Origin of the sequence: Xanthobacter nonsaccharivorans (genome assembly GCF_043194755.2) — a bacterium.
Classification (GTDB): Bacteria; Pseudomonadota; Alphaproteobacteria; order Rhizobiales; family Xanthobacteraceae; genus Xanthobacter; species Xanthobacter autotrophicus_G.
The window spans coordinates 4,017,327-4,036,693 of record NZ_CM195526.1; the positions used below are offsets into that span (position 1 = coordinate 4,017,327).

The following is a 19,367-nucleotide window of genomic DNA, read 5'->3' on the forward strand; positions in this document are numbered from 1 at the left end:
CAGTACAAGTATTGTACCAATTGGTACAGCGGAGAACGACATGTCCACGCCCATCGCCCCGCGCCCGCCCTTTCCGCCCTTCACCGCCGAGACCGCCGCGCAGAAGGTGCGCATGGCGGAGGACGCCTGGAACAGCCGCGATCCCGAACGGGTATCGCTCGCCTACACGCCCGACAGCCGCTGGCGAAACCGCTCGGACTTCCTGGTGGGGCGCCCCGCCATCGTCGCCTTCCTCGCCGCCAAGTGGGAGAAGGAGCAGGAGTACCGGCTCATCAAGGAGCTGTGGGGCCTGAAGGACAATCGCATCGCCGTGCGCTTCCAGTATGAGTGGCACGACAAGGACGGGGCATGGTACCGCTCCTATGGCAACGAGCAGTGGGAGTTCGACGAGAACGGCCTGATGCGCCGGCGCGAGGCGTCCATCAACGACGTGCCGATTGCGGCGGGCGAGCGGCGCTTCCTGTGGCCCCTCGGCCCGCGCCCGTCGGACCATCCGGGGCTGGAGCCGGACCCGCGCTGACCCATGGCGCAGGGGCGTTTCCTGCGCGAGCATCACGGAGCGCGTGCCCTCGGCGGGCCCGCGCTCCCGCACCATCGAGGACGAGATGGCGAAGACGGTGGCGGAGCGCGCGGACATCCTGCCGGCCCTGGGCGAGGTGTTCCGCGAGCACGGTTTCGAGGGGGCGAGCCTTGCCCACATCACGGCCCGCACGGGCCTCGGCAAGGGCAGCCTCTACCACTTCTTCCCCGGCGGGAAGGAGGAGATGGCAGCGGCCGTGCTGGCCGAGATCGATGCCTGGTTCGAGGCCAACGTCTTCGCCCCCCTGCGCGAGGACGCGGACGGCGCCGGCGCCATTCGTTCCATGCTGGAGCGCGTCGATGCCTATTTCCGCTCCGGCCGGCGGGTGTGCCTCGTGGGCGTCTTCGCCCTGGGCGAGGTGCGCGACCGTTTTTCCGGACAGGTGCTCGGCTATTTCGCCCGCTGGCGCGAGGCTCTGGCCGAAGCGCTCGGACGCGCCGGCATCGCCCCGGCGGAGGCGACCGACCGCGCGGAGGAGGCGGTCCTCTCCATCCAGGGCGCGCTGGTGCTGGCGCGAGCCCTGGACGACCCGGCGGTGTTCACCCGCAGCCTGTCGCGGCTGGACGCCCGCCTGCTGGCCACGCAGGGCTGACCCGCGCCAATTTCATGATTAAATTTATCATGTTAATTCAGACTTGACGCGTTCGATAAAGAGAACGATACTGCGTCGCATCATTGCCCCAGAACGGATGGGCGTCGCCATGATGATGTGTCGCTGAAGTCAGCCTTGTTGCCCGGGAATCCGCAGCTTTTCACAGCTCCGCCGGGCCCGCCCCCGCACCATCATTTCCGCAACACGCCGCTTTCCCCATCCCCACCTGCCCCTTCCCGTCCTTTCGTGGCATAGGAGGGGCCGGTATGGCGAACAGGCGGCTAGCCCAGAGCCTTGCCGTGAACGCCCCTCTCATCCATTCGGCGCCGCCCGTGCAGACCCCCTCCCCTGATCCGGATGCCCGGCCCATCATCCGCTTCGCGCAGGTCGCCAAGACCTATGCGGCACGCCGCGGCCACCCGCCCGTCACCGCCCTCGCCGACATCTCCCTGGATGTGCCGGAAGGCGCCATTGTCGGCGTCATCGGCCGCTCGGGGGCCGGCAAGTCCACCCTCATCCGCCTGGTGAACGGGCTGGAGCAGCCCACCTCCGGCCGCGTGACCGTGGACGGCGTGGACATCAGCGCCCTGAGCGAGAAGGACCTGCGGGCGGAGCGGCGCTCCATCGGCATGATCTTCCAGCACTTCAACCTGCTGGCCCGCCGCACCGCCTTCGACAATGTGGCCCTGCCGCTGGAGATCGCCGGCACACCCGCCCGCGAGATCAAGGCCCGCGTGGAGCCCCTGCTGGAGCTGGTGGGCCTCTCCGACAAGCGCGACCGCTATCCGGCGGAGCTATCCGGCGGGCAGAAGCAGCGCGTCGGCATCGCCCGGGCGCTCGCCACCCGCCCGCGCGTGCTGCTCTCCGACGAGGCGACCTCGGCGCTGGATCCCGAGACCACCAACCAGATCCTCGCCCTTCTGCGCAAGGTGAATGCCGAGCTGAACCTCACCGTGCTGCTCATCACCCACGAGATGGCGGTCATCAAGGCGGTGGCCGACCGGGTGGCGGTGATCGACGGCGGGCGCATCGTGGAGGAAGGCTCCACCTATGAGGTGTTCGCCCGGCCGCAGCACGCCACCACCCGCTCCTTCCTCTCGGCGCTGACCGGCCAGACCCTGCCGCCGCATGTGGCCGACCGGCTCCAGCCCATCCCCGGCGAGGGGCGCGAGGCGGTGCTGCGCATCGTCTTCACCGGCACCCATGCCACCGATCCGGTGCTGTCGCGGGTGTCGCGCCTGCTGTCGGTGGACGTGAACATCATCCAGGCGCAGGTGGACGAAATCGCCGGCGCGCCCTTCGGCGTCATCGTCGTGTCCGTGCCGGGCGATGCCGCAACCGTTTCCGCCGTGGTCAACGCGGTGGAGCGGCTGAACCTGTCGGCGGAGGTCCTCGGCTATGTTTGACATCACCTTCGGCCTCCTGCCCCCGGCCATCGTCGACCTCATCATCGACGCCACCCAGCAGACCCTGTTCATGGTGGCGGTGTCCGGCGTGCTGGGCACGCTCATCGGCCTGCCGCTGGGCGTCTTCCTCGCCACCAGCCGCTCGGGCGAGCTGTTCGCCGCGCCCCTCGTCAACCAGGCGCTGGGCCTTGTGGTGAACGCGGCGCGCTCGACGCCCTTCATCATCCTGGTGGTGGCCATCATTCCCTTCACCCGGCTTTTGGCCGGCACCTCCATCGGCACCAACGCGGCCATCGTGCCGCTGACGGTGGCCGCCGCGCCCTTCATCGCCCGGCTCATCGAGGCGGCCATCCGCGAGGTGGACCAGGGCCTGGTGGAAGCTGCCCGCGCCATGGGGGCGAGCCCGCTGCAGATCGTCGCCAAGGTGCTGCTGCCGGAGGCCCTGCCCGCCATCACGCTCGCCCTCACCCTCGCGGCGGTCTCGCTGCTCGGCTACTCGGCCATGGTGGGCGCGGTGGGCGGCGGCGGCCTCGGCGACCTCGGCATCCGCTTCGGCTACCAGCGCTTCATGCCGGAGGTGATGGCGGCGGTGGTCATCGTGCTCATCCTGCTGGTGCAGGGGGTGCAGACCCTGGGCGACCTCCTCGCCCGCCGCCTCGACAAGCGCAACCGCGGCTGAGCCCCACGCGCCCGCGCTCCTCAAGATCCTTCAAGGAGAAGACCCCATGAAAGCCCTCGCCCTCGGGCTGGCGCTCGCCGCCAGCCTCGCCCTTCCCTTCGCCCCCGCCTCCGCGGAAACCGTCAAGGTGGGCGTCACCCCCGGCCCGCACGCCCAGATCCTGGAGAAGGTGAAGGAGCTCGCCGCCCCCAAGGGGCTCGACGTGAAGGTGATCGAGTTCTCGGACTATGTGGTGCCCAACGCGGCGCTGGCGGCCGGCGACCTCGAGATCAACTCGTTCCAGCACCAGCCCTATCTGGACAACCAGATCAGGGACCGCGGCTACAAGATCGTGCCCGTGGGCCTCACGGTGAACTTCCCCATCGGCGTCTATTCGAAGAAGTACAAGAGCTTCGACGAGATCCCCGCCGGCGCCTCCATCGGCATTCCGAACGACCCCACCAACGGCGGCCGCGTGCTGCTGCTGCTCGCCGACAAGGGCTTCATCAAGCTGAAGGACGGGGTGGGGGTGAAGGCCTCGGTCATCGACGTCGTCGAGAACCCGAAGAAGCTCAAGTTCGTGGAGATCGACGCCGCGCAGCTGCCGCGCTCCCTGCCCGACCTCGCCGCCGCCGGCATCAACACCAACTTCGCCAAGGAAGCCGGCCTCGACCCGGTGAAGGACCCCATCCTGCGCGAGGATCCCAAGGGCCCCTACGTGAACATCATCGCCGTGCGCGCCGAGGACAAGGACAAGCCCTGGGTGAAGACCTTCGTGGAGACCTATCATTCCCCCGAGGTGAAGGCCTTCATCCTCGACACCTTCAAGGGCTCGGTGCTGCCGAGCTGGTGAGCGCTCCGGCCCGGCTCAGCGGGAAAAAGGGGGCCGCGCGGCCCCCTTTTTATTTCACCGCCACGATGAACAGGCGCGGGAAGGCGAGCAGCACCTTGCCGTCCACCCGCGGCGGGTAGGGCGCGGCGAGGCGGGCGGCATACTCCTCCAGGAACTCGGCCCGCTCGTCCCCCTCCAGCGGATCGATGAAAGGGCGCAGGCCCGTGCCCTTCACCCATTCGACGATGGCGGCCACCCCGTCGAGCGGATGGTTGTAGATGGTGTGCCAGATATCCACCGCCCCAGCGGCCACCGGCGCCAGCATGTCGTAATAGGCCCCGGGCTCGGGCAGCACCGTGCGGGCGCTGGTCGCCACGGCGAGCCGGTCCGCCCAGGGGCCGGACATGGCGGCCTCGCGCATGGCCACGTGGGAGGGCTCGTCCAGATTGTCGGGCATCTGCACCGCCAGCACGCCGCCGGGGGCGAGCATGGACATCAGCCGCGGCAGCAGCACGTCGTGGTCCGGCACCCATTGCAGCACCGCATTGGCGAAGATGAGGTCCGCCGGCCTCGGCAAGGTGAAGGTGGAGGCATCCGCCTCTTCAAAGCGGGCGGCGGGCAGGCGGGCGCGGGCGGCGACGAGCATGTCCGGCGAGGTGTCGAGGCCCAGCACCTCGGCACCGGGAAAGCGCTGCGCCAGGAGCTCGGTGGAATTGCCGGGGCCGCAGCCGAGATCGACCACGAAGACGGATTCGCCCTGTGTCCTCGCCAGTGGCACCCGGGCCAGCAGGTCGCGTGCGGGGCGGGTGCGCTGGTCCTCGAACTTCAGATACTGGCGGGCGTTCCAATCGGCCATGGGGCGGCTCCTGCGACAGTCTGAGGAGCATTACACCAGCCTGCGCCGCGGTGCACGATAGGCCATTTCCGGGCATCGGCGCACGGGCAAGGGACACGACCCGCGGGTGGCGCCCAAACCGCGCGGGCGGGCGACGGGAGCGGCAGGCCCCTTGAAAAGAAAAGTCCGGCCCGGGGCAGAGCGCCCGCACAGGCCGGACAGGCAAGGAGGGAGGCAATGGGGCCCGTCGCGGCGGGGGCCGCCGCGACGGGAAGGATCAGGCCGCAGCCGAGACGTCGGTGGGAACCGAGGAGATGGTCTTCAGGATCTGCGAGGCGATCTGGTAGGGGTCGCCCATGGAATTGGGGCGGCGATCCTCAAGATAGCCCTTGTAGTCGTTCTTGACGAAGGAGTGGGGCACGCGGATGGAGGCGCCGCGGTCGGCCACGCCATACGAGAACTTGTTCCACGGCGCGGTCTCATGCTTGCCGGTGAGGCGCATGTGGTTGTCCGGGCCATAGACGGCGATGTGGTCGTCGAGGTTCGCCTCGAAGGCCGCCATCAGCTTCTCGAAATAGGCCTTGCCGCCCACTTCCCGCATGTAGGCGGTGGAGAAGTTGGCGTGCATGCCCGAGCCGTTCCAGTCGGTGTCGCCGAGGGGCTTGCAGTGGAACTCGATGTCCACGCCGTACTTCTCGGTGAGGCGGAGCAGCAGGTAGCGGGCCATCCACACTTCGTCGGCCGCCTTCTTGGAGCCCTTGCCGAAGATCTGGAACTCCCACTGGCCCTTCGCGACTTCCGCGTTGATGCCCTCGTGGTTGATGCCGGCGGCGAGGCAGAGGTCGAGGTGCTCCTCGACGATCTGGCGGGCGACGTCACCCACGTTCTTGAAGCCGACACCGGTGTAGTAGGGGCCCTGCGGCGCGGGATAGCCGGCCTCGGGGAAGCCGAGCGGGCGGCCGTTCTTGTAGAAGAAGTATTCCTGCTCGAAGCCGAACCAGGCGCCGGCGTCATCGAGGATGGTGGCGCGCTTGTTGGTCGGGTGCGGGGTGACGCCGTCCGGCATCATCACTTCGCACATCACCAGGGCGCCGTTGGTGCGGGCCGGGTCGGGATAGACCGCGACGGGCTTCAGCACGCAATCGGAGCTGCGGCCCTCGGCCTGCTGGGTCGACGAGCCGTCGAAGCCCCACAGCGGCAGTTCCTCGAGGGACGGGAACACGTCGTATTCCTTGATCTGCGTCTTGCCACGCAGGTTCGGCACCGGCGTGTAGCCGTCGAGCCAGATATACTCGAGTTTAAACTTTGGCATTGCAGTCTCTCATAAGCCGATGGCGTGAGGTTCTGGCACTCGTGCAGGTTCTGGAACGCGCGAACGAGCGTCCGGCCGCGAAGAACTCACTGGCCCCGAGGGGCCGGACTATGGAACAGCAAGTTGCGTGCCAGAGATGCTTCGGCGGCAACACAAGGCTTTAGCTTGCCCCGCAAAGGCGCATCTGCCCTCGGCTGCATCATGAATAGGCCTTCCGCTTGGGCGCCTCGCCCAATGGATGTGCAGAAGCAACATCCGCCGCGTGCCGTCAGCGGCATCGCGCAACCCTCGGGAACAAAACACCGCCGCCCGAGCTTGACTGGCCACAGGCTCGCTGCACTGCGATAGACGCGCGGACGCCATGCAGCATCCGCACAAATAAACGCAGTGTTTGGCGTCGATTTAAATGTGCCTAAAATTTATGCATACAACTAATTTTTTAGGCAACTCATGTATTCAGTGAATCTGAATCCTGCTATGAACGGACCAATGGATGGCGCCCAGGAGGCTCATCGACCGGAGACCGAGTGATGACTGCGAACATGAAGCGCGAGACGGCGAAAATCTATATCTTCCCGGTGAAGAGTGGCGCGAATAGCGGCATGCTCTCTAAAGAGGCGAAGTGGGACGCGGAGATCGCGGCCATGGGTGCCGACCGGGCCGTGACCGGCTCGAGCTGGTATCACGAGGAAGCTGTAAAGGCCGCCGACCCGCGCAACACGCGCCAGTGATCCCTTGATCGGCCGGAACGGTAAGGGCGGGCAGCGCCCGCGCAACGTCGCGGCACAGGCCGACCATCCTTGAACACGAGGCCGCGCAGACGCGCGGCCTTTTGCTTTTACGCCCGGACCTGGGCTCCCGGTGCGCGCCCCCTCGCCTGCCCCCGCCTGATCGGACGGTCCCGCCTCAGGCGCCAGCCGCCGGCCCGCAAGCGCGGCCATGGTCTCCTTCTTGCGTGGTGACCCCCCGGACGGATGCCTGGGTAGGAAATGCGACATGGCGCTTGATCTCAACACCCAATGGACGGATGCCGACCTTGCGGCGCTCATCGCCTCGGTGGTGGACGACCGGGACTGGCGACTGGAAGTGACGAAGGACGGCCTCGCGGCCCTGGCCGACAAGTCCGCCAACCCCACCGGGGCGGACTATGACGAGGGCCTGCACTGCTACTTCGAGACCTGGATGGCGGGCACCGACTTCGTGGGCCCCGGCGCCGCCGGCGACAAGACGCTGGTCGGCAAGATCGCCGGTGCCCTGCGGGCGAATTTCCCGGCGCTGAAGGGCGAGAAGTTCATTTACGTGGACCTGTAAAGCCCGCGCGGCCCCGGAACGAGACCCTTTCGGCCCCGGTGAAGAACCGGAGCCGTCGGGCCAAGCCTCTTCCCGCCCGCGGCCTCGGGCCCCCGATCGCAGGCAAGCCGCTCAGCAGACCACGGCGGCGGGATCCGCAAGGAACCGTCGCGCGTGGCCCTTGGTCAGCGCGGTGAGGTGCATGGCAAGGCCGTCGAGCAGGACGCGCGTCTTGAGCGGCACATGCTTGGCGCTGGGGTAGAGCGCGAGGATGGGCGCCTCGCCCCCGTCCCAGTCCGGCAGGACGCGCTCGAGCCGGCCTGCCGCGAGATCCTCGGCCACATCCACTTCGGATTTCAAGAGGAGTCCGAGCCCGGCAAGCGCCCAGTCGTGGGCCACGTCGCCGTCGTCCACGCGCAGGCGCGCGGGGGCGGGCAAGCTTGCCTTCTTTCCGCCCGGCCCGCGCAGCCGCCACGGGTCGAGGCCCGGACCGTAGCGCAGGAACGCGTGCCCGCCCGCGTCCTCGGGCGTTGCGGGACGGCCGGCGCCATCGAGATAGGCGGGCGCGGCGACCACGATGCGCCGATTGTCCGCGAGCTTGCGCACCATGACCGAGCTGTCCGCCGGCATGCCGATGCGCACCGCCACGTCGAACCCCTCGGCTACCAGATCAACGACCCGGTCATCGAGTTCCAGGGACACGACAAGGCGGGGATAGCGCATCGCCAGCGCGCCGAGCACCGGGGCCACATGGCGCCGCCCGAGCGCGATCGGCGCGCTCACCCGGAGCGTCCCCGCCGGCTCGCCGCGCCCGCCCGCCAGACGGTCCTCGCCGGCCTCGATGGCCTCCAGCGCGCGCTCGACATCCATGGCAAGACGCGCCCCCTCCTCCGTGGCGCTCAGGGCCCGGGTGGTGCGGTGGATGAGGCGCACGCCGGCCCGCTCCTCCAGGGTCGCGAGCCGCTTGCTCACCACGGCGAGAGACACGCCGAGCCGTCGCGCCGCTGCCGACAGGCTGCCTTCCCTCAGGATCGCCCGGAAGGTCTTCAGCTCGTTGAGATCATCGAGCATGCCACTCTCAACTTCAGATCAAGAAAGCCTTGCATAGTGGATCACTTATCGCATGCCAGACAATGGCCGACAGTCGGAGGAGGATCAGATCGCCAACAGGAGACAGGCCATGACACGCGATGTGAAGAACCAGCGGGTCCTCGTCGTCGGCGCGGCCGGCGGCATCGGCGCGGCCACGGCGACGGCTTTTGCCACGGCGGGCGCGCGGGTCTTCGCTGCCGGCCGGCCCGGGACGAAGCTGGAGGCGGCTGCGGCCGCGACGGGGGCCCGGACGGCGGCGCTCGACATCCTCGATGCGCCCGCCGTCGAAGCGTTCTTCGCCGGCACGGAGCCGTTCGACCATGTGGTGATCGCCGCCGCTGCCACGAAGAGCGGGCCGGTGGCCCGCCTGTCCCTGGAGGAGGCCCGGGCCTCGATGGAGAGCAAGTTCTGGGGCGCCTATCGCATCGCACGGGCGGCGAAGGTGGCGGATGGCGGTTCCATCACCTTCGTGTCCGGCTTCCTCTCCCATCGGCCGAGCGCGAGCTCGGTGCTCCAGGGCGCCATCAATGCCGCCCTGGAGGCGCTCGGCCGCGGGCTGGCGCTGGAACGCGCCCCGGTCCGCGTCAACACGGTGTCGCCCGGGCTCGTCGACACGCCGCTGTGGGCCGGCATGGAAGCGGCCGACCGGGCCGCCATGTTCGCCCGCACGGCCGAGCGGCTGCCGGCGCGACGGGTCGGCGCGCCCGAGGACATCGCGCAGGCCATCGTGTTCGTCGCCACCAATCCTTTCGTCACGGGCACGACCGTGACCGTCGATGGCGGCGGCAGCATCGCCTGAACGCCGCGACGCGCCACCACCCGACGAACACACCCCATGCGGCGTTTCGCGAGCGCGCAACGCCCGACCTCCATGGAATGAGCAACATGCGTGATCTTCTCGCCCTCGCCGCAATCACCGGCGTCGTGCTCTCGCCGCCGGCGCACGCCGCCGAGGTGAAAATCCAGCAGTTGGTGATTGCCCGGACAATCCCCGCGGCACAGCAGGATGCGACGGTCAAGGCGGCCAGGGCCTTCTACCAGTTCTGGAACACCGGCGACGAAGAGGCCCTGAAAGCGGCGATCGCGCCGGACTTCACCGATCGCACCCTGCCTCCGGGCCGCCCGCAGGGACCTGCCGGCCCTGCCTTCGCCGCGAAGGCATTCCACGCCGCGGTTCCGGACCTCACCGTCGACGTCACGAAGATGATCGTGGCCGATGATCATGTCACGGTGCACATGACGTTCAGCGGCCACTTCAGCGGCACCCTTGGCAAGACTAAAGGCCAGGGGCAGAAGATCAGCTTCCTGGCCACCGATCTCCTGAAGATTGTCGATGGCCGCATCACCGAGAATTGGCACATCGAGGACAATCTCACCCTGCTCACGCAGATGGGTGTTGCCCGGGTCGAGCCATGAGGCCCCGCCCGGCCGATCGCCGGCCTCACTCTGCCAGGATGTCGGGATGGCGGCCCAGCCGGTCCGCCAGGAAGCCGACAAAGGTCTTCACCTTGGCCGCGATATGGCGGTTCGCCGGATAGACGGCGTGGATCGGAATGGTGGCGATGGCCCAGTCCTCGAGAAGCACAGCCAGCCGGCCGGCGCGCACCGCCGGCCCGACCACGAACCCGGGCAGGAGCGCGACGCCCGCGCCCGCAAGGGCTGCCGACAGGAGACTCCTGCCCTCGTTGCACTCGAAACGCGGCACGACCGGCACCCGGACCTTCTCGTCCTTGCGGGAGAAATGCCACACCCTGCCCCAGCGCAGCCTTGCGAAGTGAAGACAGGCGTGGCGGGCAAGATCCTCGGGCCGCTCCGGCCGACCGTGCCGCTGCACGTAGTCCGGAGTGGCGCAGACCTGGATCGGCGAGGCACCGATCTGCCGCGTCACGACGTTGGGCTCGATGGAGATGGTCCCGCGGATTGCCAGATCGAATTTCTCCTCCACCAGGTTCACGGCATCCATCGACAGATCAAGATCGATGGAAATGCCCGGATTGAGCTTCAGGAACTCGGCCACCAGCGGTGCAAGGTGATCCGATCCGAGGTCCGGCGGGGCCGAGACGCGAATGCGCCCGATCGCCTCCTGCTGGAAGGAGGTCGCCGCGCGCTCGGCCTCCCGGATCTGGGGAAGGACGCCGGACAAGGCCTGGTAATAAGCCTCGCCCGCCTCTGTCAGGGCCACGGACCGCGTCGTCCGCTGCAGCAGCCTGACGCCCATCCGCCGCTCGAGCTCCTGAACCTGGGCGCTGACCGTGGGGCGCGACATGGCCAGCCGGTCGGCGGCGCGAGAGAAGCTCGATGTTTCCGCGACAGCGAGAAAGGCGGAGATGCCCGCCAGGGGATCCAGCGTCTTCACGTAAAATGATCCGACCAGTCTTGTTCGACCATCAATCTTAACACCCGGGCGGATGCAAGCTAGAACCGATGCATCCGACGACCGCCGGCCGGCGCATCGGGATGTCATCCAGGTCCCCCACGCTAGGGGCGCATCGAGGTTCCCATGTCCGAAAACGACCGCTGGTTCATGAATGCCTACCTGAGGATCCTCCTGCCGAAGGCGCAGAGTGCCGCGGGCGTTTCCCTCATCGAGCACACGATGGCGGAAGGCTTCGCCGTTCCCCTGCACGTGCACAATGACGAGGAGGAGACCTTTTACCTCCTCGACGGAAAGGTGCGCTTCCGCGTCGGCGAGAGGACGTTCGAAGCCGGCGGGGGCGAATCCCTCCACGTTCCCGCCGGCACGGTCCATGGTTTTCGCGTCATTTCGCCGACCGCACGGTTCCTGTCGATTTCAAACGGGCGCTTCGAGGACATGGTCCGCGAGGCGTCCGTCGAGGCCGGCGCAGCCGCCCTTCCGCCGGCGGCGCCCTTTACCGAGGCCGACCAGCAAAAGCTCGCGGCCATCTGCAACCGCAACGGCATCGAGTTCGTCGGTCCTCCGATCGACTGACGCGGCAGGCCGCTTCAAGCGCAACGCGGATGCCCCATCGGCGCGCATGAGCGGGGATCGGCCGACGATCTGCGAGCGGAGCGGGAGAAGTTGTGATCCGCCATTCGCCGAGCACCTTCGGCGGGCTTCGGGACCCGTCTGCCGCGGGTTCAGTTCGGGAAGTAGTCCACCGGCACGCCGACGCTCATGGGGCGCGGGGGCGGGTCGAACGGGGCGTTCTTCTCGACCGTGCGCAGCGCGGCGGCATCGTAGGCGGGGGTGCCGCTGGAGCGCGTGACCTTCAGCGAGCCGGTGCGCACCTGGCCGTCCGCCTCCACGGTGAAGGAGACATAGGTGGTGCCCTTCTTGCGGATGCTGCGCTGGGCATCGGGCGGATAGACGAGGTTGTCCTTCAGCTTCTTCGTCAGGTCCCGCACATAGGCCTGAAGTATCTGCCTCTCGTCCACGGGCGCTACCGTCTGCGCCTGCTTCTGCTCCTGCGTGCCCTGCACGTCGGCCAGGCCCGGATTGCCCGACTGTGCCTCGGCCGGCTTCGCGCGCTCCTGCGGCGGCGCGGCCTGCGCCTCCTGCTCGGGGGATGGCGGCGGGGCAGCGGCGAGGGTGCCGTCGGGGACCTGCTCCTCCTGCGGCCGATCGGGGGACGCGGCCTGCGCCGCTTGCGTCTTCTGCTCCTCCCGCGCCTCATCCTGCTGCTTCTGCTCCGGCGCCCCCCGGGTCTGCTGAAGCGCCTGCTGCTCCGACTGGGTGTCGGAGATGAGGCCCTGGAGCTCCACCACCAGCAGCTGGTCGTCCTGGGGCGGCGGAGGCTCCAGCACCGCCACGAAGGGCAGGATGAGCGCCCCGTGCAAGGCAAGCGAGGCGGCAAGGCCATGGCCGAGGGTGAAGGTCATTGCGCCGCTCCCCCCGGCGCGGCCACCCCTGCGGCGACGCCCTTGGTCTGCACCCCCACCTTGGTGAAGGCGAGGGTCTTCAGCACGTCGGCCACGTCCACGAACCGCTGGAAGGCGATGGACCTGTCCGCCCGGATGAGGATGGAGGTGTCCTTCGGCATGGCGCCGAGCCGGCCCTTCAGCTCCTCCACGGAGAGCGCCGCTCCCTCCAGATGCAAGATGCCGTCCGCCGTGATCTCGATCATGGCGTCCTTCGTCTGCTCCACCTTCATGGGCGCGGCCTGAGGGAGGCTCAGGGGGATGCGGCCGACCGCGATGAAGCTCGCCGTGGTCAGCACCATGGTGAGCAGCACCAGCATGATGTCCACGAAGGGGATGACGTTCATGGTCTCGAACGGCTTCTCATCCATGGGACGCCCCCGCCGCTTCCGCCGGGGCGGGGCCCGTGGCCGCCTCGCGGGCGATCTCCCACCGGAGCATCAGCACCTTGGCCCGGCGCAGGAGTGCGTTGTAGGCCACCACCGCCACCAGCGCCACGACGAGGCCCGCCGCGGTGGCCTTCAGCGCCAGGGCGAGGCCCACCATGATCTTGCCCGGGTCCGCCCCGGCGGAGAGGTCCATGCTAGAGAAGGTGAGCATGATGCCCAGCACCGTCCCGAGCAGCCCGATATAAGGCGCGTTGGAGGCGACCGAGGCCACAACCACCAGGCGCTTCGACAGGTCCAGCTCCAGCCTCTTGGACGAGGCGTAGGCTTCCGGCTTCACGCCCGCGAAGAAGAAGATGCGCTCCAGCACCACCGCCACCACCAGGATGCTCAGCACCAGGAGCAGCCCGATGACGCCGTAGTCGATGGCTTCCTTCAGCCAGGTCATGCTTTCCATGGTTCCTGCCCTTCAGAAGGTGAAGCCGGCCTGGATGAGGCCCACGGTGCCGCCGCGGCTGTAGCCGGCATCGGCCTCGTTGCCGCCCACGCTCCAGGCGAGATAGGCCTTCAGCAGCAGGTTGCGTCCGGGGCTGTATTCGTAATTGCCGTAATAGCCGATGCCGATGTCGCCGAGCTGCACATAGTCCGGCTGGGTGATGGTGTAGCTGCCGTCCTCCAGCGCCACCCCGCCCACGTCGGCGAACGCGCTCACCGCGTGGTGCCAGCCGTAGATGTCGGGCAATGCGTACTTCAGCTCCGGCGTCACCAGCCAGCCGGAGTCCCCGGACAGCCCCTCGTAATAGCTCCTGACCCCGAAGATGCCGGTCAGGCCGAACTGCTCGGAGGAGTCCAGGTTGCCCGAGAAGGACTTCTGCCCGCGCACGTTCACCGACAGGGAGAGCTTTTCCATCAGCGCCACCGTCATCACGAAGGAGGCGGTGAGCTTGGAGAAGTCGCCCTGGGTGTCGGCGCCCAGCGCGTTGACGAGCGCCTGGTCGGGATCGGGGAAGTCCACATTGCCGAAGGTGAAGGCCACTGCCGTGGAAGTCACGATCGGCATGTTGAGGACTGGCAGAACCCCCGAGGTGTCGCGGTTGAGGCCGAGAGTGCCCTCGTTGATCCGGCGGTGGGCATAGGAGAAGCCCATCGTCTGGTCATTGAGGTTCTTGTAGCTGTAGACGGCGCTGCCCCAGATGGAATCCGCCCGCGAGCGCAGGAAGGGATAAAGCAGGCTCGCCGAGACGCCATCGGCGACGCCCGTGGCGTTGAGGTCGGCATAGGTGTCGCCCAGCGCGTAGGTGGTGCGGAAGGCCGCCACCTCCGCCCTGAGGCCGTCGGTGCCGATGGGCAGCGAATAGGCCACGCGCCCGTTGAGCATGTCGGTGGAGTTGGAGACGAGGCCGAAGGCGGTGAGCCTGTCGCCGATGCCGAGCGGGGAATTGATGTTGAGCCCGCCCGAGGCGCGCCATTCGCCCGTGTAGGGCGTGCCGAAATTGTCGCCCATGAGAAAGCCGTCGATCAGACGCTGCTCCGGCACGTCGAACAGGAAGTCCGACGTCCCCTGCGTCGCGCCCGCCCCGATCACCGCCCGCGGCATGCCGGCGCCCGCGAGATCGGAGATCAGCAGCATGGCGCGCTCGAGGCGTCCCGTCTCGATCAACTCGCCGGGCGCGACCTTCTGGGTGTCGAGCGTGCCCTTCACCATGAAGTCCTTCACCCGGCTCTCGTTCTTCACGCTCACCTGGCCGTAGCGGCCGGGCAGGAGCTTGAAGGTGAGCGTGCCTTTTCTTGCGTCCTGCTGGGGCACATAGACCTTGGCCACCAGGTATCCGGCCTCTCGATAGAGGGCGGTGACCTTGTCGGCGGCCTCGTAGATCTGGGCGAGGGTCAGCTTCCTGCCCTCGTACGGCGCCAGCACCGCGCGCAGCTTCTCCTCGCTCACCGGCAGGCCCTGCGTGCCGGTGACCACGATGTGGCGCACGTGGAGCGTCGACTTGTCGGGGAGCACCAGTTGCGGTTCGGCGAGCTTCGGCAGCACGAGGGGCGCCGCCTGCTGCGGCTGCGGCGCCGCCTGCTGGGACTGCTGCGCATCGCGCACCGCATCGCCGATGTTGAAGGGCAGGCCCTGGGCAAGGGCGGAGGCCGGGGCCAGGAAAGGAAGGAGGAGGCCGGAGGCCGCCGCGAGGGCGAGGCCGGAGCGGGACGTGCCGGCGGGAATCCTGGAACGGGTCATGGCAAGCTCTCGGAAGGCAAGATGCGGATGAACGAACGGGAAGAGACGAACGGGGCAGATGAAACAGATGGGCCCGGAGCCGAGCCAAGGCACGGTGAGACCGACGGCCCCGGTCCGTGACCGGCGCCGAGAAGAGATCGCTCAAGCGCCACGCGGGCGGATACCAGGGCCACATGAGGCAAACTTATCGGCCCCTGGCTGAGCTCCCCGCCGCCGGCGGCATAGCCCTGCGGCGACGAAGCGGTGACGGCCCCTCGGGCGGGCCGCCGGCGGCGGGCGCGAGACGGGTGGGGCAGCCCGCCCGGCCCGACGCGTGCGCCCCTACCGGGCCGGGGCGGCCGGTTGCGCGGGCGGAGCGTCCTTCTCCAGGTCGAAGTGCTGGCCGTCCACGTCGATGGAACGGATGGCACCGCCGTAGCCGCCCGCCGGCGCCGGCCGCGCCTGCTGCTGGGCCGCGCGCTTCCTGCGCCGGTCCTCCTGCTCCTGAATCTGACGCCAGGAAGTGGTCGGCGCCGGCGCCGCGCTGGTGTCGATCTGGGACGCCACCGACGGGCCGGACAAGGCGGCCGTGGCCGCGCTTCCCGCCGTCGCCTGCACCGCGCTCGGCGGATTGTCCGCCGTCTGCTGGGTGCCCGTGGTCGCGGCGAAGGTGGCCGCCCCTACAGCAGACTGCACGGCGTCGGTGGCATATGCGGGTGTGCTCGGTGTCGAAATGCCCGTCACCGACGAGCCCACCCCTGCGCCGTTGCCGACGCTGCCCGACTGACCCGTGGACGTGGTGTTCCAGGTGCTCGACGAGACCTGGCCCGACCCGATGTTGGCGCCTGCCAGCCCGCCCACATTGGTGGTTCCGGATACCGAGCCGGTAGCAGTGGAATTGCTGACCCCACCCAGGTTGTTGCCGACGATGCCGCCGACGTTGCTGGTTCCCGAGGTCGATCCTGTCGACGTGGCATTGGAGATGCTGCCGGTGTTGGCGCCCACCACGCCGCCCACCGCGGTGACCCCCGTGACAGTGCCGCTGACCTTCACATTGCTGATCGTGCCGCCCAGGTTGAAGCCCGCGATGCCGCCCACGGCGGCGGTGCCGTTCACGCTGCCGGTCACCTCGGAATCGGTGATGGTGCCGCCATTCCAGCCCACCAGTCCGCCGGTGATCCAGGTCCCGTTCACGGTGCCCGAGAAGGAGGCATCGGCAATCTTGGTGCCATCGGTCTTTCCGACCAGGCCGCCGGTGTAGCTGCCGCTGTTCGTCACGGTCCCGGATGCCGAAACGTTGGTGAGCGTTCCGTACTGGGACATGCCGACCAGCCCGCCGACGCTGTCGCCACTACCGGTCACGTTGCCGCTGGCATGGGCGGTGCTCAAGGTGACGCCGTTGCTGTAGCCGATGAGGCCGCCCACGGTCTCGACGCCGGTCACATCTCCAGTCGCATAGACGTTGGTGTAGGTGCCTCCGGCGAGGCCGGCCAGCCCGCCGACATAATTGTTCCCGCTCACGTCGCCGGTGGCGTAAGCGTCGCTCACGGTGCCGCCACCGCCGCCGACCAGCCCGCCGACGGCCGTGTAGCCCGATACATCTCCTGTGGCATGGGAAGCGGTGATGACGCCATAGCTGTAGCCGACCAACCCGCCGACGTAATTGCCGGAGCTCGTAACCGTCACGTCGGCGTGGGACCCGGAGATCCTTCCATAATTTTCCCCGACCAGGCCGCCGGTGCCCGCCCAGCTGCTGGACAGGCTCCTGACCGTGCCGGTCGCGTAGCTGTTGCTGACCACGCCGTTATTCTCGCCCGCGAGGGAGCCGACGGTGGAGTGGCCCGTGATGTTCACGTCGAGCAGCCCGATGTCGCGAACGGTGCCGCCGCTGGCGATGGAGCCGATCAGGCCCACATTGCTGCCACTGGACGAGATGCTCAGCCCGCTGACGGTATGGCCAAGCCCCGCCAGGGTTCCGCCGAGCTTGGCCACCACCGCGCTGTCGTAGGCGGTGGCGCTGGCATCGATGTCGTTGGCGATGGCGTAATAGCCCGATGCGGTGCCGGTGGCATCGTCGAGGGCCGCCAGCTGCGCCATGGTGTGGATCAGCGTATAGGCCTGCCCGTTCATGGCGAGGGTGGCGCTGGCGCCGCTCAATGTCACAGCGCTGCCGGAGGCGATGTAATAGTCGCCACCATAGTTCAGCACCAGCCCGGCACTGGTCCCGGTGGCATTGATGGATGAATTGATGTTGATGTCGTTGGTGGCAGTCAGCGTCAGCGACGTATTTGCCGACCAGCTGACTGCGGCATTGACGTTGATGTCGCCGTCGGTGCCGCTGCCGTTGGTGGATTCGATGACCACGTTGGTGGTGTTGAGCAGCGTGCTCAGTTTCTTTGCGCTGATGTCGCCGCCGTTGAAGCCGGACCATGTGCCCAGCGCTCCCAGCGAGAAGCCGTATTTGCCAATGGTGAAGCCATCGGGATCGATCAGCCACGTGCCGGTGCTGCCGGCGCTGGCAAGGGTGGTGATGGTGGCCCTGTCGTCGATCTTCACCGTGTTGCCGGAAGTTTCGATGGTGCCGCCGTCGCCGCCATTGGGGGCCGAGGCGTCCAGCGTGCCGGAGACCCTGGTGGTTCCCCCCGTGGCCTTCAGCGTGATGGAGCCCTTCTTGTAGGTGGTCGCGCCGCCGCCGGTGAGCGAGGCCAGGGTGCGGGCCTGGATGATGCCGGAATTGTTCACCTGGGCCGACAGCACGCTGTCCGCCGCCTTGGCGGTCATGATCACCTTGCCGCCGTCGGCCTTGATGAGCTGCCTGTTCTCCACCAGGGCGTTCAGCACGCCCTCGTCGATGCTCACGTCCACGAGGGAATTGCCCTCGAAGTTGAGCGTCATCCTGGAGCCGGCATTGAGCGAGACGGTGCCCAGGGTCGCGGTGATGACGCCCTGGTTGGACACGGTCTTGCCCATCAGCGAGACATAGCCCCCGCTTGCCGCCGTGAGCGCCCCCTTGTTCACCACCGAAGCGGTGGAGGAGCCGGAGAAGACGTAGTTCCCGGCGAGAAAGTCCGCGTTGGAGATGTCGAGCGTGGAGGCAACGAGGCCGCCGACATTCACCTGCGAGGTGCCGGTGAAGAGAATGCCCGCGGAATTGACGATGAACACCTGCCCGTTGGCGTTGATGGCGCCGGCGATGATCGAGCTCTCGTTCCCGATGACGCGGTTCAGCGTCACCGAGGAGCTCGATGGCTGGTTGAAGTTCACGGTCTCGTTGGAGCTGACCGAGAAGCTCGTCCAGTTGATGATGGCCTTGTTGCTGGACTGATCAATATTCGTGACGGTGCCTGATGTGGAGATGGAGGCCGAGCCGGAGACCACCGAGCCGCCCTTGGGCGCGGCAAGGGCTGGATGCAGGTGGAGCAGCATCGCGAGGGCGGTAGAGGTGGCGAGGACCGCCCCAAGGCCAGCAAGGGTCCCGCGCCCCTGCCCGGGTACTCCGGCCTTCTGCGACGATGTGCTGGAAATGCAAGCAACAGAACGCCTCCGCCTCCCGGGGGCGGTGCCGGCAATGGTCATCGGAGCAATCCTTAGGTAAGCAACATAAAAGCTATATCCATTTGGATATAACATGATGCAGCAACGCTCTACCGCCGGCGTCACGGTTCAATCAAAAATGGGCAAAAGAGACAAAAAAGTCACACTCAGCCGTCCAGCCGGTAAGCGCGGCGTGGCAGGCAAGGATCGAACTCGCGGGCTTTGCGCCGAAACGCACCGCCGCATCGGTCCACATGCACCATTCGTCCGGATGGGCCATGGTGTGAAGCAGCCGCGCATGGCGCAGGCCCGAAAGCTCCCTGAGCCCGTTCTCTAGGGCCTAGGTCTCGGGCCCAGAGAACGTCATGATCCGCGCGGTTGAAAAGGCTTTGGCGATCTTCGATGCGTTCGACACGCCACCGAACAGCGGCTTCCTGGTCCGTCTCGGAGACCAGGGCTACGGCCTCTGGCTGAAGATCCTGCGGCTGGCCGGGCGGGTGAAACGCGCGCGCGACATTCGCGACTCCGCACGACACGTCATGCACGAGGAGTGTCGCGCCACCGGCCCCAGCGTTCGCATGGATGCGCGTCTGTCACCGCAGCGAAAGCGGGCCGTCCGCCACCGTGATGCCGCGCAGGGTCAATGCGGTGAGGAAGTGTTGCAACCACTCCGCTGATCTGCTGGCGGGCCATCCGCCCGGGTACATCCAGATGAATGTAGACCGTCAATGTTCGCGAATGAGGTCCGGAGAGCGGCCG

The 19,367-nt window shown here is 67.8% G+C and carries 20 protein-coding genes; 11 read left to right on the forward strand and 9 right to left on the reverse strand.

Annotation, left to right across the window (positions count from 1 at the left end):
* Window positions 1–40: 40 nt before the first annotated feature.
* From V5F59_RS18350 to V5F59_RS18370, 5 genes are all read left to right on the forward strand, one after another.
* Complete coding sequence (locus tag V5F59_RS18350) at window positions 41–520, forward strand: nuclear transport factor 2 family protein (RefSeq protein ID WP_393976613.1); 480 nt, start codon at window positions 41–43, stop codon at window positions 518–520.
* Window positions 521–605: 85 nt separating this feature from the next.
* A complete protein-coding gene (locus tag V5F59_RS18355; protein ID WP_393977074.1) occupies window positions 606–1,172 on the forward strand; it encodes a TetR/AcrR family transcriptional regulator in 567 nt (188 codons plus the stop codon).
* Window positions 1,173–1,471: 299 nt separating this feature from the next.
* The gene (locus tag V5F59_RS18360) at window positions 1,472–2,578 is read left to right on the forward strand and encodes a methionine ABC transporter ATP-binding protein (protein WP_393976614.1); all 1,107 of its coding nucleotides are present in this window, start codon (window positions 1,472–1,474) and stop codon (window positions 2,576–2,578) included.
* On the forward strand, window positions 2,571–3,257 hold the full coding sequence (locus V5F59_RS18365; protein ID WP_393976615.1) for a methionine ABC transporter permease: 687 nt from the start codon (window positions 2,571–2,573) through the stop codon (window positions 3,255–3,257). The genes V5F59_RS18360 and V5F59_RS18365 overlap by 8 nt, the downstream gene beginning before the upstream one ends.
* 46 nt (window positions 3,258–3,303) lie before the next feature.
* The gene (locus V5F59_RS18370; protein ID WP_393976616.1) at window positions 3,304–4,089 is read left to right on the forward strand and encodes a MetQ/NlpA family ABC transporter substrate-binding protein; all 786 of its coding nucleotides are present in this window, start codon (window positions 3,304–3,306) and stop codon (window positions 4,087–4,089) included.
* A 49-nt stretch (window positions 4,090–4,138) separates the two neighbouring features.
* Here V5F59_RS18370 and tam read toward each other — a convergent pair whose 3' ends face one another.
* Window positions 4,139–4,924, reverse strand: coding sequence for a trans-aconitate 2-methyltransferase (tam, locus tag V5F59_RS18375; protein WP_393976617.1), 786 nt, complete (start codon window positions 4,922–4,924; stop codon window positions 4,139–4,141).
* Window positions 4,925–5,180: 256 nt separating this feature from the next.
* The gene (locus tag V5F59_RS18380; protein ID WP_393976618.1) at window positions 5,181–6,215 is read right to left on the reverse strand and encodes a glutamine synthetase beta-grasp domain-containing protein; all 1,035 of its coding nucleotides are present in this window, start codon (window positions 6,213–6,215) and stop codon (window positions 5,181–5,183) included.
* A gap of 530 nt (window positions 6,216–6,745) precedes the next feature.
* Here V5F59_RS18380 and V5F59_RS18385 point away from each other — a divergent pair.
* Window positions 6,746–6,946: a DUF2735 domain-containing protein gene (locus V5F59_RS18385; RefSeq protein ID WP_393976619.1), complete on the forward strand. Its 201-nt coding sequence runs from the start codon at window positions 6,746–6,748 to the stop codon at window positions 6,944–6,946.
* A 265-nt stretch (window positions 6,947–7,211) separates the two neighbouring features.
* Complete coding sequence (locus tag V5F59_RS18390; RefSeq protein WP_393976620.1) at window positions 7,212–7,526, forward strand: hypothetical protein; 315 nt, start codon at window positions 7,212–7,214, stop codon at window positions 7,524–7,526.
* A gap of 111 nt (window positions 7,527–7,637) precedes the next feature.
* Here V5F59_RS18390 and V5F59_RS18395 read toward each other — a convergent pair whose 3' ends face one another.
* Window positions 7,638–8,576: a LysR family transcriptional regulator gene (locus V5F59_RS18395; protein WP_393976621.1), complete on the reverse strand. Its 939-nt coding sequence runs from the start codon at window positions 8,574–8,576 to the stop codon at window positions 7,638–7,640.
* Window positions 8,577–8,685: 109 nt separating this feature from the next.
* Here V5F59_RS18395 and V5F59_RS18400 point away from each other — a divergent pair, with 109 nt between their 5' ends.
* Both V5F59_RS18400 and V5F59_RS18405 read left to right on the forward strand, forming a co-directional pair.
* The gene (locus V5F59_RS18400; protein WP_393976622.1) at window positions 8,686–9,396 is read left to right on the forward strand and encodes an SDR family oxidoreductase; all 711 of its coding nucleotides are present in this window, start codon (window positions 8,686–8,688) and stop codon (window positions 9,394–9,396) included.
* Window positions 9,397–9,482: 86 nt separating this feature from the next.
* Complete coding sequence (locus V5F59_RS18405) at window positions 9,483–10,013, forward strand: ester cyclase (RefSeq protein WP_393976623.1); 531 nt, start codon at window positions 9,483–9,485, stop codon at window positions 10,011–10,013.
* A 25-nt stretch (window positions 10,014–10,038) separates the two neighbouring features.
* Here V5F59_RS18405 and V5F59_RS18410 read toward each other — a convergent pair whose 3' ends face one another.
* Window positions 10,039–10,953 (reverse strand): LysR family transcriptional regulator, encoded by a 915-nt coding sequence (locus tag V5F59_RS18410; RefSeq protein ID WP_393976624.1) that lies wholly within the window; start codon window positions 10,951–10,953, stop codon window positions 10,039–10,041.
* Between the two features lie 144 nt (window positions 10,954–11,097).
* On the opposite strand from V5F59_RS18410, the gene V5F59_RS18415 reads away from it, so the two are divergent.
* Window positions 11,098–11,547: a cupin domain-containing protein gene (locus V5F59_RS18415; RefSeq protein WP_393976625.1), complete on the forward strand. Its 450-nt coding sequence runs from the start codon at window positions 11,098–11,100 to the stop codon at window positions 11,545–11,547.
* Between the two features lie 149 nt (window positions 11,548–11,696).
* Here V5F59_RS18415 and tolA read toward each other — a convergent pair whose 3' ends face one another.
* From tolA to V5F59_RS18440, 5 genes are all read right to left on the reverse strand, one after another.
* A complete protein-coding gene (gene tolA / locus V5F59_RS18420; RefSeq protein ID WP_393976626.1) occupies window positions 11,697–12,437 on the reverse strand; it encodes a cell envelope integrity protein TolA in 741 nt (246 codons plus the stop codon).
* Entirely contained in the window at window positions 12,434–12,847 is a 414-nt protein-coding gene (locus V5F59_RS18425; RefSeq protein WP_393976627.1) for an ExbD/TolR family protein, read from the reverse strand. The genes tolA and V5F59_RS18425 overlap by 4 nt, the downstream gene beginning before the upstream one ends.
* A complete protein-coding gene (exbB, locus tag V5F59_RS18430) occupies window positions 12,840–13,319 on the reverse strand; it encodes a TonB-system energizer ExbB (RefSeq protein ID WP_393976628.1) in 480 nt (159 codons plus the stop codon). The genes V5F59_RS18425 and exbB overlap by 8 nt, the downstream gene beginning before the upstream one ends.
* Window positions 13,320–13,331: 12 nt before the next feature.
* Window positions 13,332–15,095 carry a ShlB/FhaC/HecB family hemolysin secretion/activation protein gene (locus V5F59_RS18435; RefSeq protein ID WP_393976629.1) on the reverse strand — a complete coding sequence of 588 codons (1,764 nt, stop codon included), beginning with the start codon at window positions 15,093–15,095 and terminating at the stop codon, window positions 13,332–13,334.
* A 321-nt stretch (window positions 15,096–15,416) separates the two neighbouring features.
* Window positions 15,417–18,500: a beta strand repeat-containing protein gene (locus V5F59_RS18440; RefSeq protein WP_393976630.1), complete on the reverse strand. Its 3,084-nt coding sequence runs from the start codon at window positions 18,498–18,500 to the stop codon at window positions 15,417–15,419.
* 473 nt (window positions 18,501–18,973) lie between these two features.
* On the opposite strand from V5F59_RS18440, the gene V5F59_RS18445 reads away from it, so the two are divergent.
* Window positions 18,974–19,285: a hypothetical protein gene (locus V5F59_RS18445; RefSeq protein ID WP_393976631.1), complete on the forward strand. Its 312-nt coding sequence runs from the start codon at window positions 18,974–18,976 to the stop codon at window positions 19,283–19,285.
* The last annotated feature ends 82 nt before the right edge of the window (window positions 19,286–19,367 follow it).

What these genes read in the sequence shown, in the direction of transcription:
- V5F59_RS18380 (WP_393976618.1), bottom strand. Translation starts at nt 6,215, where the DNA reads ATGCCAAAGTTTAAACTCGAGTATATCTGGCTCGACGGCTACACGCCG.
- tolA (WP_393976626.1), bottom strand. Translation starts at nt 12,437, where the DNA reads ATGACCTTCACCCTCGGCCATGGCCTTGCCGCCTCGCTTGCCTTGCAC.
- exbB (WP_393976628.1), bottom strand. Translation starts at nt 13,319, where the DNA reads ATGGAAAGCATGACCTGGCTGAAGGAAGCCATCGACTACGGCGTCATC.
- V5F59_RS18350 (WP_393976613.1), top strand. Translation starts at nt 41, where the DNA reads ATGTCCACGCCCATCGCCCCGCGCCCGCCCTTTCCGCCCTTCACCGCC.
- V5F59_RS18365 (WP_393976615.1), top strand. Translation starts at nt 2,571, where the DNA reads ATGTTTGACATCACCTTCGGCCTCCTGCCCCCGGCCATCGTCGACCTC.
- V5F59_RS18405 (WP_393976623.1), top strand. Translation starts at nt 9,483, where the DNA reads ATGCGTGATCTTCTCGCCCTCGCCGCAATCACCGGCGTCGTGCTCTCG.
- V5F59_RS18435 (WP_393976629.1), bottom strand. Translation starts at nt 15,095, where the DNA reads ATGACCCGTTCCAGGATTCCCGCCGGCACGTCCCGCTCCGGCCTCGCC.
- V5F59_RS18425 (WP_393976627.1), bottom strand. Translation starts at nt 12,847, where the DNA reads ATGGATGAGAAGCCGTTCGAGACCATGAACGTCATCCCCTTCGTGGAC.
- V5F59_RS18385 (WP_393976619.1), top strand. Translation starts at nt 6,746, where the DNA reads ATGACTGCGAACATGAAGCGCGAGACGGCGAAAATCTATATCTTCCCG.
- V5F59_RS18445 (WP_393976631.1), top strand. Translation starts at nt 18,974, where the DNA reads ATGATCCGCGCGGTTGAAAAGGCTTTGGCGATCTTCGATGCGTTCGAC.
- V5F59_RS18415 (WP_393976625.1), top strand. Translation starts at nt 11,098, where the DNA reads ATGTCCGAAAACGACCGCTGGTTCATGAATGCCTACCTGAGGATCCTC.
- V5F59_RS18355 (WP_393977074.1), top strand. Translation starts at nt 606, where the DNA reads ATGGCGAAGACGGTGGCGGAGCGCGCGGACATCCTGCCGGCCCTGGGC.
- V5F59_RS18370 (WP_393976616.1), top strand. Translation starts at nt 3,304, where the DNA reads ATGAAAGCCCTCGCCCTCGGGCTGGCGCTCGCCGCCAGCCTCGCCCTT.
- V5F59_RS18395 (WP_393976621.1), bottom strand. Translation starts at nt 8,576, where the DNA reads ATGCTCGATGATCTCAACGAGCTGAAGACCTTCCGGGCGATCCTGAGG.
- tam (WP_393976617.1), bottom strand. Translation starts at nt 4,924, where the DNA reads ATGGCCGATTGGAACGCCCGCCAGTATCTGAAGTTCGAGGACCAGCGC.
- V5F59_RS18390 (WP_393976620.1), top strand. Translation starts at nt 7,212, where the DNA reads ATGGCGCTTGATCTCAACACCCAATGGACGGATGCCGACCTTGCGGCG.
- V5F59_RS18400 (WP_393976622.1), top strand. Translation starts at nt 8,686, where the DNA reads ATGACACGCGATGTGAAGAACCAGCGGGTCCTCGTCGTCGGCGCGGCC.
- V5F59_RS18440 (WP_393976630.1), bottom strand. Translation starts at nt 18,500, where the DNA reads ATGCTGCTCCACCTGCATCCAGCCCTTGCCGCGCCCAAGGGCGGCTCG.